General features: G+C 45.3%; 16 protein-coding genes. 10 read left to right on the top strand and 6 right to left on the bottom strand.

Going from position 1 to position 16,675, the window contains the following annotated elements:
- Positions 1-414: 414 nt before the first annotated feature.
- Together ABIX36_RS15465 and ABIX36_RS15460 are read left to right on the top strand one after the other, a co-directional pair.
- Positions 415-1,446: a family 43 glycosylhydrolase gene (locus ABIX36_RS15465; RefSeq protein WP_348083068.1), complete on the top strand. Its 1,032-nt coding sequence runs from the start codon at positions 415-417 to the stop codon at positions 1,444-1,446.
- Between the two features lie 4 nt (positions 1,447-1,450).
- The gene (locus ABIX36_RS15460; protein ID WP_348083067.1) at positions 1,451-2,422 is read left to right on the top strand and encodes a glycoside hydrolase family 43 protein; all 972 of its coding nucleotides are present in this window, start codon (positions 1,451-1,453) and stop codon (positions 2,420-2,422) included.
- Positions 2,423-2,736: 314 nt separating this feature from the next.
- Here the strand turns inward: ABIX36_RS15460 and ABIX36_RS15455 are convergent, their stop codons facing one another.
- The 3 genes from ABIX36_RS15455 to ABIX36_RS15445 form a co-directional block, all read right to left on the bottom strand.
- Positions 2,737-2,991 carry a hypothetical protein gene (locus tag ABIX36_RS15455; RefSeq protein WP_348083066.1) on the bottom strand — a complete coding sequence of 85 codons (255 nt, stop codon included), beginning with the start codon at positions 2,989-2,991 and terminating at the stop codon, positions 2,737-2,739.
- A gap of 68 nt (positions 2,992-3,059) precedes the next feature.
- On the bottom strand, positions 3,060-3,224 hold the full coding sequence (locus tag ABIX36_RS15450; protein WP_348083065.1) for an NIPSNAP family protein: 165 nt from the start codon (positions 3,222-3,224) through the stop codon (positions 3,060-3,062).
- Positions 3,211-3,861: an NIPSNAP family protein gene (locus tag ABIX36_RS15445; RefSeq protein ID WP_348083064.1), complete on the bottom strand. Its 651-nt coding sequence runs from the start codon at positions 3,859-3,861 to the stop codon at positions 3,211-3,213. The genes ABIX36_RS15450 and ABIX36_RS15445 overlap by 14 nt, the downstream gene beginning before the upstream one ends.
- 143 nt (positions 3,862-4,004) lie before the next feature.
- On the opposite strand from ABIX36_RS15445, the gene ABIX36_RS15440 reads away from it, so the two are divergent.
- From ABIX36_RS15440 to ABIX36_RS15430, 3 genes are all read left to right on the top strand, one after another.
- Positions 4,005-4,274 carry a hypothetical protein gene (locus ABIX36_RS15440; protein WP_348083063.1) on the top strand — a complete coding sequence of 90 codons (270 nt, stop codon included), beginning with the start codon at positions 4,005-4,007 and terminating at the stop codon, positions 4,272-4,274.
- Between the two features lie 220 nt (positions 4,275-4,494).
- A complete protein-coding gene (locus ABIX36_RS15435) occupies positions 4,495-4,803 on the top strand; it encodes a hypothetical protein (protein WP_348083062.1) in 309 nt (102 codons plus the stop codon).
- A 297-nt stretch (positions 4,804-5,100) separates the two neighbouring features.
- On the top strand, positions 5,101-5,451 hold the full coding sequence (locus ABIX36_RS15430; RefSeq protein WP_348083061.1) for a DUF2200 domain-containing protein: 351 nt from the start codon (positions 5,101-5,103) through the stop codon (positions 5,449-5,451).
- 67 nt (positions 5,452-5,518) lie between these two features.
- Here ABIX36_RS15430 and ABIX36_RS15425 read toward each other — a convergent pair whose 3' ends face one another.
- Together ABIX36_RS15425 and ABIX36_RS15420 are read right to left on the bottom strand one after the other, a co-directional pair.
- Positions 5,519-5,896, bottom strand: coding sequence for a response regulator (locus ABIX36_RS15425; RefSeq protein WP_348083060.1), 378 nt, complete (start codon positions 5,894-5,896; stop codon positions 5,519-5,521).
- A 91-nt stretch (positions 5,897-5,987) separates the two neighbouring features.
- Complete coding sequence (locus tag ABIX36_RS15420; protein ID WP_348083059.1) at positions 5,988-9,191, bottom strand: chemotaxis protein CheB; 3,204 nt, start codon at positions 9,189-9,191, stop codon at positions 5,988-5,990.
- A 482-nt stretch (positions 9,192-9,673) separates the two neighbouring features.
- On the opposite strand from ABIX36_RS15420, the gene ABIX36_RS15415 reads away from it, so the two are divergent.
- The 5 genes from ABIX36_RS15415 to ABIX36_RS15395 all read left to right on the top strand — a co-directional run bounded on the left by ABIX36_RS15415 (position 9,674) and on the right by ABIX36_RS15395 (position 14,448).
- Positions 9,674-10,303: an OmpA family protein gene (locus ABIX36_RS15415; protein WP_348083058.1), complete on the top strand. Its 630-nt coding sequence runs from the start codon at positions 9,674-9,676 to the stop codon at positions 10,301-10,303.
- A 32-nt stretch (positions 10,304-10,335) separates the two neighbouring features.
- Complete coding sequence (locus ABIX36_RS15410) at positions 10,336-10,935, top strand: PRC-barrel domain-containing protein (RefSeq protein ID WP_348083057.1); 600 nt, start codon at positions 10,336-10,338, stop codon at positions 10,933-10,935.
- A gap of 274 nt (positions 10,936-11,209) precedes the next feature.
- On the top strand, positions 11,210-12,655 hold the full coding sequence (locus ABIX36_RS15405; protein ID WP_348083056.1) for a hypothetical protein: 1,446 nt from the start codon (positions 11,210-11,212) through the stop codon (positions 12,653-12,655).
- A 44-nt stretch (positions 12,656-12,699) separates the two neighbouring features.
- Complete coding sequence (locus tag ABIX36_RS15400; protein WP_348083055.1) at positions 12,700-13,029, top strand: hypothetical protein; 330 nt, start codon at positions 12,700-12,702, stop codon at positions 13,027-13,029.
- A 525-nt stretch (positions 13,030-13,554) separates the two neighbouring features.
- Entirely contained in the window at positions 13,555-14,448 is an 894-nt protein-coding gene (locus ABIX36_RS15395) for a hypothetical protein (RefSeq protein ID WP_348083054.1), read from the top strand.
- A gap of 618 nt (positions 14,449-15,066) precedes the next feature.
- Here the strand turns inward: ABIX36_RS15395 and ABIX36_RS15390 are convergent.
- Positions 15,067-16,557 (bottom strand): recombinase family protein, encoded by a 1,491-nt coding sequence (locus ABIX36_RS15390; protein WP_348083053.1) that lies wholly within the window; start codon positions 16,555-16,557, stop codon positions 15,067-15,069.
- Positions 16,558-16,675 lie beyond the last annotated feature (118 nt).

Here is a 16,675-nt window from a genome sequence, read left to right as displayed (position 1 = left end):
AAACAACAAGTCAATTATTGATTATCTTTAAAAAAAAGACCTGTATAGTTCCTTTAGGATTAATAAGCTATAAGGTATAGGTTTTACAGGATTTACTCAAAATCTGTATAGCTATTTCAGGACGGGTCAGTGACACTATTACGGGAAAAAATACGTTAACCCTGTATTTTTTTATTCAATTGATTATCAGGAATTTAAAAAATACTTTTTGAAATTGTGTTAAGTTATGTTAACCCTAATTCCCAATTGAAGCGATTCATAAAAGGGTTTAAAAATCGAATATGCTGCCTTTTAATGGGCTATATTCCTTGGGAGAGGTGAGCGCCGGGGAGTGTAGTGGCAGGGGCGGGTTCGCCGCCGTACCGATAACACATCGGAAAATCAAGTATTGCAAACAGGTTATTCAAATATCCAATGTTCAAAAAAATATTGCTAACCTTCTTCATCCTGTTCCTGGGCTTCCACATACAAGCCCAGCAATTGAAGACGGATATTTCCGTACACGACCCGGTAATTATTAAACAGGATAGCGTTTATTACATTTTTTGCACGGGGATGGGAATCAGCAACTGGTCGAGCACCGATAAGGTGCATTGGAAACGCGAAAAGCAAATATTTGCCGCCGCGCCGCAATGGGTGCTGGATTTTTTGCCGGCATTTAACAACCACATTTGGGCGCCCGATATTTCATACTACAAAGGCACCTATTACCTGTTCTATTCGGTGTCAGCCTTCGGGAAGAATACATCAGCTATCGGGCTGGCCACCAATACTACGCTGCATCCCAATAACCCGGCTTATAAATGGGTGGACCATGGGCAGATCATCCGTTCTATCCCAAATCAAACCAACTGGAACGCCATCGACCCAAACTTAATTACCGATGACAAAGGTACACCCTACCTGGCCTTCGGCTCTTTTTGGGATGGGCTGAAACTGGTTAAGCTGAATAAAGACAGGATGAGCGTTGCCGAAGATCTTGCAGCGATACCCACCATAGCCACCCGGAAAAAAGCCCCATCGGCAGAAAACCCGCCATCGGTAGATGGTAACCCGGTTGATGCCGGCGGCAATGCGATTGAAGCGCCATTTATATTTAAGCACGATAAATATTACTACCTGTTCGCATCTATAGATTACTGCTGCAAAGGGCCGAAGAGTACCTATAAAATGATCATTGGCCGTGCTAAAAATATCAAGGGCCCTTTCCTGGATAAAGATGGCATAGCTATGAACAAGGGTGGCGGGAGTATTTTGCTGGAAGGAGATAAGGATTGGTACGGCGTGGGCCACAACGGCATAGGTGAATTTGATGGTGCCGACTATATTGTGTTCCACGGGTACGATGCAGCAGCTAAAGGCGTCTCCAAGCTTCGCCTAACTAAGTTGAATTGGGTAGATGGCTGGCCGGAGATTGATAAAAATGAATTGACAATTAAGAAATAACAATATGCTCAACAAAAAATACTTATTGGCGTTAGCAGCTTGCTGCCTGTTTGATGTGGCGAATGCGCAGGATACCGTTTTCCGTGCGGAAGGTAACCCCATCATCCGGCATAAATTTACTGCCGACCCTGCGGCAATGGTGTACAAAGGAAAAGTGTACCTGTATACCGGGGTGGACGAAGCGCCGACCGGCAAAAGCAATTATGTAATGCACCAGTGGGCAAGCTTTACCACTACCGATATGAACACCTGGACGGAGCACCCGTCGCCCATGAATGTTAAAGATTTTAGCTGGGCGAAGGACGACGCGTGGGCATCACAGGTGATAGAACGTAACGGTAAATTTTACTGGTACGTAGCCGTAGAGCACGCCACCATACCCGGTAAGGCGATAGGGGTAGCAGTTGCCGATAACCCATTAGGCCCGTTTAAAGATGCACGCGGCAGCGCGATAGTAACCAACGATATGACCAAGGCCGTAAAACATTCCTGGGACGATATCGACCCATCGGTTATCATCGATAAGGACGGGCAGGCCTACCTGTTTTGGGGTAACGGCATTTGCTATTATGCCAAACTAAAAACCAATATGACCGAGCTGGACGGCCCCATCCAAACCATTACCCTGCCTCATTTCACCGAGGCTCCGTGGATCCATTATCGCAATGGCTGGTATTATTTATCGTATGCTTATGAGTTTCCCGAGAAAATAGCCTATGCCATGAGCCGCAGTATTAATGGCCCCTGGGTGTACAAAGGCATTATTAACGAACTGGCGGGCAATTCAAACACCAACCACCAGGCTATTATTGATTTTAAAGGAAGATCGTACTTTATATACCATACCGGCGCGCTGGCGGCAGATGCGGGGAGTTACCACCGCTCGGTTTGTATAGACAACCTGTATTACAATAAGGATGGCAGCATCAAGCGCGTGGTAATGACCAGCGAAGGGGTGAAGAAGATAGTGAAATAAAAAAGTGGCTGTAACCTATTGATTTTGATACAGCCACTTTTTGTTTTTTGGCTGCCTATAAATCGCCAAAAAAACAATTTAGTGTTCACGCCAACACATATGAACACCGTGAACATTTGTAAGAAACTCATAATCAGCAATTTAAAAATTGCCTAATGGTGTCAATATTGTGTCACCACCAATGTTGTTGCTGTTAACTATTTTTGCGGTTAAAAATACACGAAAGCCAAAAGGAGATATTAGCGCAATAGGTGTTCTTTGTCTTTTGGGCAAGCTGCTTTGATACAGCCGCTTTTTGCGTTTTATATTTTTTGCTATTCAAACTCCTCATCCTCGTCTTCTTCCTCGGGTACATGGTTGCTAATAGCCTGGCCAATCTGGTTGGTTTCGGTGTCGTTATCAAACATGGGCATTTCGGTTTCGGGGTTTAGCTTCAGCCAATGGTTTTCGGTGTCTTTTTCTATCTTGCCAAATTCCACCCCGGCTTTAAAAATGGTGTAAACGTTATCCTCCTCGGGGAATACGGAATAAACTATTCCATTCACTAATATGTCAAATGGGTCTTGCATGGGTATTTATGTTGTTGTATGCTGCAAAGCTACCAAAATAACAGTTCGCCTGTAATTCAATTCCCCGGTTATATCTGCGAGTAAGCCGTTGGTACCAGCATGGTCGATGTTATTTTGTTCACCAGCAGGGCATCCGCATATTCGGGCACCGAGCTTATTTTTTTCCATTGAGGGTCACCCCCAAAGGCTTTCCAGTGTGCATCCTTAGCGGCCAGGTCATCAAAGGTTACCATATAGGTAAGGGTTTGGCCGCAGCGGACCGATGATGGTTTCGCCCCAAAAAACGGGTTTAAAGCCGAGGCGTTTAAATATATCTATCTCGCCCTGGTCGTTAAACATTTCAATCTTCTTTTTACCGGCGGCTTCGCTGGCGCTCTGGTACTGGCGTAACTCAAATATCCGCGTGGTTTTTGGCGGAGCTTCCAATAACGGACTATGCTTAAAGGCTTTCATCAATGAGCTTTCTATCCGCTCATAAGCCGGTGCAGAGGCAGGTGCATTAAGGTACGCGGCGCCTTGTTTTTTCCATTCGGCATCCTTGCCAATATTATCGGCTATGTGGCTTAAATGAGCCAGGCCATTGTAAGTGGTGAGCACAAATATTTTGGTTTGCCCTTCGGGTTTTAGCTCGGTAAATACACCTACATGGCGGATGCCGATGCGGTTGAGAGCGGGGATGGCGGCGTACTGAAAGTAATCTTCCACCAGTTTTTGCTGGGCGGCGTTCTTTAGCGTGTAGGTGCGCAATTCGTAGTAGTCTGTACCATGAGTCGGTGGGTTATCGGTATCGGCAGCCATGGCCGCGGCAGGTATAATGGCAGCAGCGGCACCACTTACCAGGGCCGACTTAACAAACGAGCGTCTTTTCATACAGGGTTGTTTATAATTTGCCGGCAATATACGCTTTTAGCTAAAAAGACAGGGTGAAAAAACACCGGAAATAGGGTGCTTCTACCCTGTATCAGCATTGACGGTTTGCGTTACTTTACGTTATGCAATTCGCTTTACACTATATGAGTTTATCAGAGAACCGGCATATCTCTTTTTACAAGGGCGGCGAAACCTTCCTGGTACCCGCCCAAAGCGAGGTAGAGCGTAAACAGGACAAAATAAAGGTGCGTTTCCGGTTTCAGCAGGATAAACTACCTGCGGAAATAGACGAAGTGATAGCCGATAACGAGCAGGGATTTGTGCGCATGGTGACCTCCAAAGGCAAGGAATTTACCGCCGGTCCGCTTTTCGACCAGTTGTACGTTTGGTACGATTATATTGTAAAACGCTGAGATTATAGCTTGGTGCGCACTGCAGAGGTTTTGTACAATGTGCCCGGTTTAAAAGATTAGATGCGTTGGACGGACTTGGATACCCCGCTAAAACACTTACGAAAATTTGCGTTTTTACACCTTTTTTTGTCGTAAAAAGCGGGTGTTTATGGCAGTTTAGCCCCTTGCCGTGCCGGGTGCAATTTGGTATTATTGTAATAACCCTTTAACCCCAATTACCATGAAAGTTGTACGCGTGCAATACACCACCCGGCCCGAATACGCGCCCATAAATGAGCAGAATATAGCCGCCGTTGTGGCCGAACTGAAAACCCTGAACCACCCCGGCATCAAATACGGAGCCTGGCTGCTGCCCGATGGCAAAACCTTTATGCATTTCGACCAGCTGGAAAGCGAGGAAGCCCACCAAATCCTACAACACCTCGCCTCCTTCAAGAAATTTGCCGACGAACTTTCGGCCAGCGACCTGGAGGTAGAACCCAAGCTGGAGATACTGAATTTGGTAGCCAGCACGGAGGCCTATTATTAAAAGAAGGGTTTGAAAAGCAATTGCAGTGGTGCTTAGGCTGCGGTAGCCCCGCTTTCCCTCCAAGCCGCTGATAGACGCGGGCTTTCCGTACAATCGGGTTTAGATGGGGTGGGGTGGTGGTGTGATGGAAATTTCAGGGCTACCTCAAGCAGATCGCTGCCGCAGGCGTCCTCGACTTCTATCCCGTATGGAAAGTGTACAGCACGCATTCCAAAAACCATTCCTTTTAGCCCACATAAATTTCATTTTGTAACTTTATGCGTCTGTACTCAACAGTAGGCTATCAATAACAGCAAAATGGATAATGCAAGGGTTTACAAAATGATTTTCGCGGGTGTTTATCCACTTTATATAAATAAAGCGGAGCGGAAAGGGCGCACTAAGGCCGAAGTGGATCAAATTATATTCTGGCTCACCGGCTACAACGAGCAATCGCTGCAGCAACTCATTGACGATAAAACCAATTTCGAATCCTTTTTTGCCGAAGCGCCGCAAATGAACCCGAACATAGGAAAAATTACAGGCGTAATTTGCGGTTACCGCGTGGAGGAAATTGAAGACCCGATGATGCAGAAGGTCCGTTACCTGGATAAGTTGGTTGACGAATTGGCAAAAGGAAAAACAATGGAGAAAATTTTAAGGAAGTAAGTAACACCCATATTACACCGAAAAAGGCGAACAATGTTGCCGGTTGCTAACAGGCCCCGCGATTGTGCTAATACGCCACCCTGGGCGATAAGTGTTTTTGGATGCTGTTAAGCAAGTTAGAGATGTCAAAAGGTTTATCTATAAAATCGTCGGCTGCACAGGGTAGCTGTAGCGACTCGATGAAGTGGTGCGTTCCCGACATTAGTATAGTTGGCAAAAAGCCAGTACGTAGGTTCTCTTTAACTTCTTTGCAAACTGCACGGCCGTCTACGTCCTTAAGTACAACATCTATTAAAATAAGGTCGGGCTTAAAGGTTTGTATATCTTCAAATATGGTGTTGGCATCGTTTAACGCTTTTACATCGTAGCCGCTGTCGTCCAAAAGAAACGATAGAATGGTTAAAACATCATTATCATCATCCAAAACAAGTATTCTGTTGCGCATAAATTAGGGTGGATGATATTGTGCTGCCTGTAGCGCTATTATAGCTCCACAGGCAGCATCTTATGCCAATATTTAAATTTTTGTTAAAGACTTAATTTAAGAAAGGGGTAATTGCTAAAACCTCAGCCTCCATTTTTAAGTGGATCATAAACTCCGACCCAACCCCCGGCTCGCTTTCGACAACAATTTTACCTCCGGCAGCATTCACTATTTTTTTGGCCAGGTAAAGCCCGATGCCGTGTCCTTCCACATCCTGGTTTAAGCGGCCATACATATTAAAAATTTTATCGATACCGCCTTTGGGGATACCTCTTCCATTATCTTTTACCGAGAGTACCACATGGTCGCCCTCCTGGCTGGTAGCAATTGTAATTACCGGTGTGTTTTCGCTTTTAAACTTTATTGCATTTGAAACGAGGTTATATACTATACTTCTTAAATTCTTTTTAGAAAAAAGTATCTGCTTAACGCCCAGGTTCCTGGTTATTGTAGCGCCCGATGCGGTTATCTTATTTTCCAGGCTCCATTCTATATTGTTAATGATCTCATCAAGGTCAATCATCTCCGTCGCTAACATATCGTTTTCCACTTTGGCAATGGTTGCAATATCTGTTATCAACTCGCGGAATTTTTTTACAGAACTATTAATGATGTTCAAAAAATCCATCAGCTTTTTATCTGTCAAGGTTACCTTATTCATGATGTTGATGCTGGTTTCGATATTGCTCAACGGCGCTAACAGATCGTGCGATGCCGCGTGTATAAAATGGTCCAGATCGGTATTGATGCGGAGTAAGGTTTTATTCTTTTTATCAATTTCCAGTTGTGTGTGCTTTAATTCTGTTATATCATTAAAGGTTATAATGGCTCCCTTGTTTCGGTTGGTTGCCTGCTGCACGTAAGGCATGGTCATGATCTGGTACCACTTGCCGTTATTGGTTTCAATTTCTTTGGTAATTACACTGCCATTGTGCAGCACCTGTTTAATATCGTCAATTATGGTTTCGAATTTGATATTGGTGGATATATTGCTGAGGGGCCTTCCTATATCGCTTTCCAACAGGTTTATCTGTTTCACTGTGCCCGGCGAAAACCGCATCAATTGCAGGTCGTTGTTAATAAATAACTGGCCGTTTATATTGCTCCTGAAGTAATTGTTCAGGTCGTCGTTAATTTCCAGCAGCTCTTTGTTTTTTAACTGGTAATCGGCATTGATGGTATGCAATTCCTCGTTTACAGATTGCATTTCTTCGTTGGTGCTCTGCATTTCCTCATTGGCAGATACCAGCTCTTCGTTAAAGGATTGCATGTTTTCGTTAGAAGCATCAAGCTTCTCGTAAGATAAATTAAGTTTATCTTTTAATTCCTTTAGTTCCGCTTCGAGGTTTTTGGTGTATTTATCCAGGTAAATATGTTCATCGTAAGCGCTTTCTGCTTTTGTTGCGCGGGTTTTGTTTTTGGTAAAAGTAACCATCAACAGTTTATGTTCGCCGTTTGCCTCCAGCAAGCTTACGCATAGGTTTACTTTAAAAACGTGCTCGCCCAGTTTAATTTTGATACCTTCCGCTTCGGCTCGGTCGCTGTTTTTAAGTACGCTGGTAATTAGTGTATTGTACGCTACCGCAAGTGGTTTTGGCAGTAATTCCACCAGGTTTGATGTAAAGTGTTTTTGCAGCAGGTATTTGGTAGTATCGCCATAGGCGCTTATCACCTGGTTGCTTTCGTTAACGCAAATGGCCAGGTAATCAAATTCTGTGGCCAAACCCGCGTGCATGGCGTCGGCCAATGCAGGGTGGGCATTTTTTGTCAATCCTTCTGTAGCCGAGCGGAAGGGGGGGCGTTTGGTATCTGACAATTCGGGGAGCGAATAAGCATCAAATGTTACCGTCCGCTTGTTTTCGAGGTTACGGTAGATCTTCCACTTTTTATGGACCACTTCCAGCGTTTTAAGTATAGGCATAGGGTTTTCGCTGGTACCCAGGAACAGGTATCCATCCTTTTTGAGCCCGAAAAGCAACATGGTGAATATTTTCTTCTGCAGTACCGATGTCATATAAATGAGCAGGTTGCGGCAGCTGATGAAGTGCATGTTGCAATAAGGCGGGTTTTTTACCAGGTCGTGCTGGGCGAAGATCACCATCTTACGGATAACGGGGTTAACACGGAAACTATCCCCTTCTTTAAGAAAATACCTCTCCAGCCGCGCGGCGGATACATCTTTGGCAATGCTTGCATTATACAACCCCTTGCCGGCGTGTGATAAAGCAGCGCTGTCAATATCTGTAGCAAATATCTTCACTACCAGGTCCTCATATTCATCTTTCAGCAGTTCGGCAATTAATATGGCCATAGAGTATACCTCCTCGCCCGTGGCGCAGCCTGCAACCCATAACTTTAATTCTTCGCCGGGTGCCAGTTTTTGCAGTATAACGGGTAATACATCCTTTTGTATAAATTCAAAAGCTTCCTTATCCCTGAAGAAAGATGTTACGCTGATCAGAAAATCTTTGGAGAGCGCGTCTACTTCAGCGGGTGTTGCTTTAAGGAAATTGAGGTAATTGGCCAGCGAGGTGAAATTGCCGTAGGATGCCCTCCTTTTTGTTCGGCGGAGGATGGTGGTTTGTTTGTAGTCGGAAAAATCGAGCGGTGAATTTTCTTTGATCAGGTCGATAATAGCTTTCAGGTTTTTTTCGTCGTCTTTATCATCTGCTAAAAGGTCTCCGGCATTTTTTACGTAATCTTCTATAGCGGCGGGCATCAAAGCGGGCTCCAATACCAGGTCTACCAGGCCCGTGGCAATGGCGCTCGATGGCATACTGCCAAATTCGGACGTTGCCGGGTTACGGGCTATTACCATACCGCCGCCCTTTTTAATAGCCTTAATACCTTCGGTACCATCGCTGCCCAAACCCGACAGGATAATGCCTATCGCTTTTTTACCACAATCTGCTGCAAGCGATGCGAAAAAATGGTTGATGGTTAAATGCGGGCCCTTAACGTCCTGTTTATCGCTTAAATACAGGCTGCCATCGTTAATGGTCATGAATTTATTGTGGGGGATAAGGTACACCTCGTTGCATTTAACAACCATTTCGTTTTCGGCCTCTTTTACTACAAGTTTACTGTGGCGGGCCAGCAACTCCACCATACGGCTCTTAAAATCTGATGAGAGGTGCTGAACGATAACATAAGAAACACCATCCAGGGGGGTATGATCGAAAAAAGAATTAATTTCATCCATACCACCCGCAGATGCGCCAATGGCAATAATATGATGAGGTTCTGCTAAAAGCATACGGGTAAGAAATTAGTAGGGGTTAAGAATAGTATATTCTAAAAAGGGAAGGTGATCAAACCTAATGTTATTTTTTTGATTATCAAAATGTTATTAGTGATACTGATCAGGTTTTTGCTTGGGTTTGACCAGGTTTTATTTGCAGGAAATAGTATAGATGGTGGGTAATTTAGCGTAAACCTGGCCTGAAACACGTTGAGTTTTTAACTAAGCAGCATGGTATCATCGGCCCACCTAAACGCGACAGCAGCGGATACCGGCCTGGCGCCTACGGCCTGCGCAGTATAAGCGTATGGCGGGGCTACCGCGGCCTAAATGCTTCTGTCCCTGCTTTTCAAATCATACCACTTCCAATCCCTCCACACCATTTTCATTAAATTGTTTTTGTCGTAATATGATTTATATTTAAAACATAGTTAATTGTTGTTAGTTGTGATTAATACAAAAGCGAATTAATCAATATAAACTCAACTTAACAACAAATGGCACATTTAGAAGTAGAACCCAAAAAGTCGTCTCCATGGATCTGGATACTGCTGGCCCTGGTGGCACTGGCGGTATTGTTTTTCCTGCTTAAAGGATGCGGCGGCTCAAAACAAGTAGCATCAACCGATAGCACCAGCACCGTAACGGGCGATACCACGAAAGCACTTGCGGCAACCGGCCCCGACTGGAGCACCGTTGACTTTAACTCGCCCCGCAGCACCGACAGCGACATTGGCGATACCAGCATCTATGTAAGTAGCACCGATAAGTACACCATTTACAGCCTGGGCAATAATATCTTGTTCGAAACGGATAAAAACACGCTCACCAACAGCGCGGACGCCAAGCTGAAGGCGATAGTAGCATCGTTAAACAACAAGTTTAAAGGCGCAACCATTGGTGTTTATGGCAGTACGGATAGCCAAGGCGACGCCGCCCACAACAAACAACTGGGTACAGATCGCGCGAACGCAGTTAAAGACTGGCTGACCAAAAACGGGCTGGATGCCGATAAAGTTTCGGTACAAAGCCTTGGCGAAAACGAACCGGTTGCAAGCAATAGCACCGCAGGTGGCAGGCAGCAAAACAGGAATGTGGCTATAGTTGCTTTCCCGGTTTCTAACTAATTATTATTAAAAAAATTAACAACACAACGATCATGGCTTTTGAAGATGAAAACAGAACATACAATGGCGGGCTTAAGTTATTAAGCGACAGCGATTACCAGATAGTGGACGGCGAACCGGATATTACCGGCTGGAACGTACTGGATACCAACGGTTACAAATTTGGCGAGGTGGACGACCTGCTGTTCGATCCGCAGTCGCGCGCAGTGCGTTACCTGGTGGTAGAACTACAGGCCAACGGAACCGATATAGCCGACGACCGCAACGTACTGATCCCCATTGGCGTGGCAGAACTGCACACCAATGACGACGATGTGATAATCCCCAATGTAAGCGCCCTGCAGCTTTATACGCTGCCGGTATACGAACCCGGCGTGCTTACGCCCGAAAACGAAGTGGCTATCCGTAATATTTTTGAAGGCGGCAGCGCAGGCCCGTACGAGGCGGTAGGCTTTTACGAGCACGAGCATTTTAACGAGGACCGCTTTTATGGCCGTGGCACCGTGGCAACGGAAGTAACCGACCTCACCAGCGCCGAAACCCCGGGTGATGAAGCAGCCCGCCAGCAAAAGGTGCGCCGCATCATCGCCAAAATTGAGGCTAAGAACGACGCGGATAAGTCGGCATTTTAATAAACTGATCTGAACTAAATACGATGAGGGGCTGCCGGGAGGTAGTCCCTTTTTTTATTGATTATTTAGCAAAAGGGTGAAATCACCCTACCGTTACCAGTTATTCCTGTAAGTTGTGCCGTTTAATTACCCTGCGCAAAAACTCTTTTAACCCTTATTTAAACTATTGTGCCAGGTTAAGGGTTGCGCGCTTGTTATTGTGGTTTTTAATTAATTAAATTTACTGATAATAAAGCTGTTAGCCAATTTAATTAGCCATACCTATCCTTAATTTATGAAAAAATTTCTCGTTGTTGTTGTTATTTTCGGGATGCTGCTGGCCTGCAAATACTTTCAGGGCCATAACGCCAGTAGCCTGCCAAACGCTTTTTGCGATTCTACCGCGGCCGATAACCCCTGCGCCATCATCCCCTATGATGTTAACGAAAGCTTTGGCCTCGGCTACGATAGCTTCCTCGATTCGCTGCACCAAACGCCTTTCGATATCTTCTCCTGGCAAACTTTTATAGCCCTCAACTGGCCCGCCAACGCCGCCGGGCAGCCTATTGGTACTTCTATTACCGATTCGGTGAACGCTCCCCGCGTATGGGAGCACTACCAGGATCCCGCCGAGGTTTTCGGTACCAGTATGCCCTTGCTCAACCTGCGCCTTGGCGAGACTAAAAAGAGCGGGCAGAAATTCCTTTACCTCGATTCGAAAGCGCCGCATAGCCTGGGCGCCATTAAATCTGTCAATTCTAACGACCTGAACGGTTTCCAGGAAGCAGACGGCCACCCGCTGATTGACCGTAACCTCAACTTCGCCCTCTACGAAATAAAAATGAACCCGGTGGAAACCAAGTTTACGCTTGATAACCAGCTCACCACCACGCAGGGTATCTACAACGCGGGCATTAAAACCAACAACTCCATTGATCTGCCGCAGAGTAACGAGAAGGCGAAAAACGTGGGGATGATAGAGATCAAAGCCTCCTGGCGCATATTGCTGCCCGCCGCCGGCGACGATACCAGCCGCTACTATTGCCGCAAGGCCACCATTTTTATTGATAGCCTGCACACCCGCAACCACAAGCCGCTCCTCATTACCAACGTAACCGTGGGGATGGTGGGCATGCACATTGTGCGCAAAACAGCCAAGGTACACGTTAACCAGATCTGGACCACCTTTGAGCATATCGACAACACCCCCGATAATACCCAGGAGGCGCAGATGAAAGACAGGCAATGGTCGTTTTACAACCCGGATTGCCTTAACTGTACGCCAAACGCCCCGGCAGATACCATCAAAGGCGATAACCAGCAATACTTATGGGAGCCCAACATGCCTTACGCCCGCGATTACGCCACAGGCTCGCCCGGTCAGCAAAGCAAGCGCGATTCGTTTGGTACGCAGGCCATGCGCGTGTACCCCGTTTACCGCTACACCGAACTGGTGAACCAGCAATGGCAAGCCAAGCTTAAGGGCACCGTTTGGGCCAATTATAAGCTCATTGGTACGCAGTGGGAGCAGTCGGAAATTCACCCCGGGCCAACCGCGCCAAACTTTTTGGGCAACACCACGCTGGAGACCTTTATGCAGGCCGATGCATCGTGCATTAGCTGCCACCGCGATGCCAGCATCCTTTACAACAACAAAAAAGACACCATAAAAACCGACTTCAGCTTTATTTTCCCCATCTACGCCAGGGTAAATACCAACGCCAGGCCGGCAAAGAAATAAACTATTGAACTATATCTGATTTAAGATGATGAGGCTGCCGGGAGGTGGCCTTGTTTTTTTTTAAAAAGAAAGGGCAGCGTTCTATAGGTTACGACAGTCCCGCTATACGCTACAAGCCGCAGGTAGAAGCGGCTTTACGCTGCTATCGGGTTTTGGTACCCATTGTCATGCTGAGGAACGAAGCATCTAACGCCGTAATGCTCATCATCGCGCCTTTGCGAGGCAAGAAGACAACCGACCGAATGGAGTTCATTGATACCTTAAAGAAAAATCAAAATAATAATCCCCGGCAGGCAGAGTTGCCAATTTGCAAAGGGGCAAACAACTGTTCAACTGGCAAGTGCTTCGTTAGGAACGGCAGCGGTTTGGGTTAAGCCTGTGGATGTTACTTTTCTTTTCCGCAAAGAAAAGTAACCAAAAGAAACTCCCGGCTGCGCCCTGTTCTATGAAAGGTTGTCCTTTAGCAAGTGCAGTGGTTTCCGAACAGGTCAAGGCCGATTTAGGAAGGGGCTTCGTTGTGGTTGTGATTAAAAAAATGTTGAATTGCATACCATAATAAAAGCAGTTACTTGACAATAGGAATTTTGTTAAAATACTTGACAATAAAAATTTTGTCAATGCTGTCTGCTGCTACCGCAAGCGTTCCTCAACACTGGTTGAAGTTTAGCGCAGCGTAGCTTCGGCCCATAATGATTTAAGCTTCCAGCTTAATAAAACCGAAAGCTGATGGTGGGCCGCGCAGCAGAATGCTTGCTTTATTTTAGGTCGAAGTTGGGAACTTTGCTTAGTGGAGGAGCATTACTGCCTCTAATTATATATTTTTTTAAGCCATGACTTAATTTGCTCATTTAATGGCTGTTTACTATCTTGTTTGCCTAAATCAATAACATGCCCTTAGTATGGCAAAAGAAAATAAATCCGTAGAGGAAAAGGAAAAAGCCAGCGAGGCTAAAAGCTGCTTTATTGTAACTCCAATAGGTGAGCCTAATTCGGAAATAAATCAAAAAGCATTCGGTTTAATTAAAGCCGTAATGCAACCAGTTTTGAAAGAATTTGATTACCACCCAGTTGCTGCCAGCGATATTTCGGTGCCTGGTTCCATTAATAAGCAAATAATCCAACGTCTTTACAACGACGACTTGGTAATAGCTAATTTGACAGGTCTTAATCCCAATGTGATGTACGAACTTGCAGTCAGACATGCCGTTAAAAAGCCGGTAGTTATAATGGCTGAAAACGGCACAAAATTACCATTCGATTTGGTTGACCAGCGATGCATATTTTATGAGAATAGTCTGCATGGGGTTGAAGGTGCTAAAGAAAGCCTAAGATCTTTTTTATCTTCTGCGTTAGATGAGACAAATATTACCAATCCGATTTATGATAGCCTACAAGAGCAAAAGATTTTAAAAGAATTAACAGTTGAAGATAAACCATTATCTTACATTTTAGATAGGTTAGACAAACTCGAAATCAATATTTTAAGGAATACACTTACTAACGCCTCCACTGGAAAATCAATCAGTTCGAAAAAGGGTGAGGCTATCGCATACAATATATACACAGCAAAAAGGCAGGAGGAGATTTTATCTGTCTTAAAAGAAGCAGTCTTAAAAGAATTGTCGTATTCCGGTCAATTATATGTTTCTCTAACCAGTCATACTAATACATATATTGTAACTATATATTTAAACTCACCAGGAACAAAGCAGATATTTGAATCTATTTTAAACAAGCACGTAGATAGCTGGATGGAATTGACTTCCGATGTGGAATTTTATAGTTATCGATGAAAGCCCTGATCTTGCTTTACGCCCTCGCCTGTGACCCGCTTGCAAGATAACCACTTTGCATATTTGCCGGCCTCGCTAATCGGGAGATTGCTTCGTTCCTCGTAAAGACCTGATTTAGCCTGTGGTCGGTGTTATCACCGTACCACTTCAGGGCACAGACATAACAATCCTAAACCCGATAGCAGCGTAAAGCCCGCTTCCATCAGCGGCTTGGGGCAAACACCACGACCCTTGCTTTTCACAAATTGGCACGCCTTGTACAGCCATGAGCAATATTAATCAATAAGTAAGTTGCGCTTGCATTTTATGTTAACCCTGTAGAAATATAAATGCTTGACTATCAAATTTTTAAAAAGTTGACATTGAAATTATGTTAAGTTGTGTTAACCTTTTTTGCGAATTCTGTTGGCGTAAATTTTAATTCAAGAGAAAGCCCGGCTTAAATAATGGCATGCCCACGGGAAGCACCCGCTAACCAACCCAACCTTTGCGCACCCCGCTGCGGGGTGACAGCGGCTGCTCTCATGGCGGCTAAACCCCTCCCTGCCTTTGCGCGCTGGGCAGCCGCACCCCTCCCCGAGGAGGGATTGAAAAAAACCACTCAAAACCACTCTCTACTCACCATTCACCACTCATGATGCGTTGGGAATCGGGGGTAATTCCGAACAGTGATGGGTTATAGCTGAATTTGATATGGATCTCGTCCCCGCCGATGGTAATGGAATCGGTGATTTGCTCAACAATGGACCGTTTGGCATCAGTTGTAAGAGATGGCCAACGGTCATACAAGTTTTGGGCTTCGGATTGGATGTGGTCGCTGTTGAGCCGTTGCATGTTCAGAAAGTCGATCTCACTTTCAAGTTGAGGAATAGCTGCTGCAATTTGTTGGGCACGTTCATTAAGGGGATTGTACCGGTTCCCGAAGCCTTCTTTCGGTAGTTCACCGCTTAAATGCAGGTCAAGCAGTTTATCCATCTGTTCGCGAACTTTCTTCAAATCCATCGATTGCGTTTTCCATTGCTCTTTTTTGCTGACAATTGATTCATCCGCTTTCAATGTGTAAGATGTTAAATGATCTTTGGTCAACAAAAAGGATTTTAATTGGCCATAAAATATTTCTTCCATATCGGTCGCGTCGATGCGTGATTTGCGGCAGGTTGCGCAAACGTACCGGCGGCTTTTGGAAGGGATATACATTTTAGAACCACAGTGTTTACAAACAATCAGGTTCGTGAATAAGTGAACCGGTTTTTTAGCCGGTTTCTTGGTTACATGCTGGCGTTCCAAAATGGCATATGCCTCATTCCAGACCTCTTCGGATACAATAGCCGGACAGGGCATAATGATCCACTCTTCCTGGGGTTTTCGCATCCATCGTTTGCCATCGCCCATGCTCTTGGTGTAATTCGCTCTCCGTTGCCCTTTAGCCATCGGGTCAGTTAATAGCCGATTGATAGAAGTATCTGTGAACATCAAGCCATTGCGTGTCCGATGCCCCTGTTTGTTGAGTATCGAAGCAACTGTTCCTTTGCGCTTGTGCTCAATAAATAATTCATGTATCAATTTGCGGATCGGAGCTTCATTTCCATCAATAACCAGTTTGCCATCAATCCAACGATAACCAAATGGTGCCAGGCCACCTAACGGTTTGTTAAGACGGGCTCGGATAGGTACCGATGCAGCTACCCGGCTCGAGATCTCCTCGCGTTCCCACTGGGCCATTGCTGCGATGACAGTGTAAAAGAGTCGGCCTGCCGGTGTACTGGTATCGATGCTTTCAGCAAGTGAGATGAGGTCAGCATTGGCTTGCCTGAATATTTCTGCGAAATCCAATAGCTCTTTCGTGTTACGGGCAAGCCGTGCAAGTTTCGAAAAGATCAACCCGGTGATGCGGCCACTGCGAATATCGGCAAGCATACGTTTTGTTTCAGGGTATTCCATGATCGTCTTGCCGGACATCGCGTCCAGCCGGTAGATTTCTTTGAGGTACCAACCTTTTGCCTCGGCATATAACTGCGCGCGTAAAATGTGGTGTTCCGGGCTTTCGGTTTCCAACTGCATGTCGGTGGATACCCTGATCCAGGCCCCGACTACTTTGCTATGCTCCATTGTTGTTATTGTTTAGGGTGAATGAAATTAAGGATTATTTTAATGTAAAAGAAGAGATTATACATCATGATATATGTTTAGAAGGGGATGGATAAGGGGATAAAAGTTGCACACATCA

Origin of the sequence: Mucilaginibacter sp. (assembly GCF_039925265.1) — a bacterium.
In the GTDB taxonomy this organism is placed as follows: Bacteria; Bacteroidota; Bacteroidia; order Sphingobacteriales; family Sphingobacteriaceae; genus Mucilaginibacter.
The sequence above is the reverse complement of the archived record's forward strand: the minus strand, read 5'-3'. Positions and strand labels throughout refer to the sequence as shown.

Coding starts and splice junctions, on each gene's coding strand:
- ABIX36_RS15465 (WP_348083068.1), top strand. CDS start 415: ATGTTCAAAAAAATATTGCTAACCTTCTTCATCCTGTTCCTGGGCTTC.
- ABIX36_RS15460 (WP_348083067.1), top strand. CDS start 1,451: ATGCTCAACAAAAAATACTTATTGGCGTTAGCAGCTTGCTGCCTGTTT.
- ABIX36_RS15455 (WP_348083066.1), bottom strand. CDS start 2,991: ATGCAAGACCCATTTGACATATTAGTGAATGGAATAGTTTATTCCGTA.
- ABIX36_RS15450 (WP_348083065.1), bottom strand. CDS start 3,224: ATGGTAACCTTTGATGACCTGGCCGCTAAGGATGCACACTGGAAAGCC.
- ABIX36_RS15445 (WP_348083064.1), bottom strand. CDS start 3,861: ATGAAAAGACGCTCGTTTGTTAAGTCGGCCCTGGTAAGTGGTGCCGCT.
- ABIX36_RS15440 (WP_348083063.1), top strand. CDS start 4,005: ATGAGTTTATCAGAGAACCGGCATATCTCTTTTTACAAGGGCGGCGAA.
- ABIX36_RS15435 (WP_348083062.1), top strand. CDS start 4,495: ATGAAAGTTGTACGCGTGCAATACACCACCCGGCCCGAATACGCGCCC.
- ABIX36_RS15430 (WP_348083061.1), top strand. CDS start 5,101: ATGGATAATGCAAGGGTTTACAAAATGATTTTCGCGGGTGTTTATCCA.
- ABIX36_RS15425 (WP_348083060.1), bottom strand. CDS start 5,896: ATGCGCAACAGAATACTTGTTTTGGATGATGATAATGATGTTTTAACC.
- ABIX36_RS15420 (WP_348083059.1), bottom strand. CDS start 9,191: ATGCTTTTAGCAGAACCTCATCATATTATTGCCATTGGCGCATCTGCG.
- ABIX36_RS15415 (WP_348083058.1), top strand. CDS start 9,674: ATGGCACATTTAGAAGTAGAACCCAAAAAGTCGTCTCCATGGATCTGG.
- ABIX36_RS15410 (WP_348083057.1), top strand. CDS start 10,336: ATGGCTTTTGAAGATGAAAACAGAACATACAATGGCGGGCTTAAGTTA.
- ABIX36_RS15405 (WP_348083056.1), top strand. CDS start 11,210: ATGAAAAAATTTCTCGTTGTTGTTGTTATTTTCGGGATGCTGCTGGCC.
- ABIX36_RS15395 (WP_348083054.1), top strand. CDS start 13,555: ATGGCAAAAGAAAATAAATCCGTAGAGGAAAAGGAAAAAGCCAGCGAG.
- ABIX36_RS15390 (WP_348083053.1), bottom strand. CDS start 16,557: ATGGAGCATAGCAAAGTAGTCGGGGCCTGGATCAGGGTATCCACCGAC.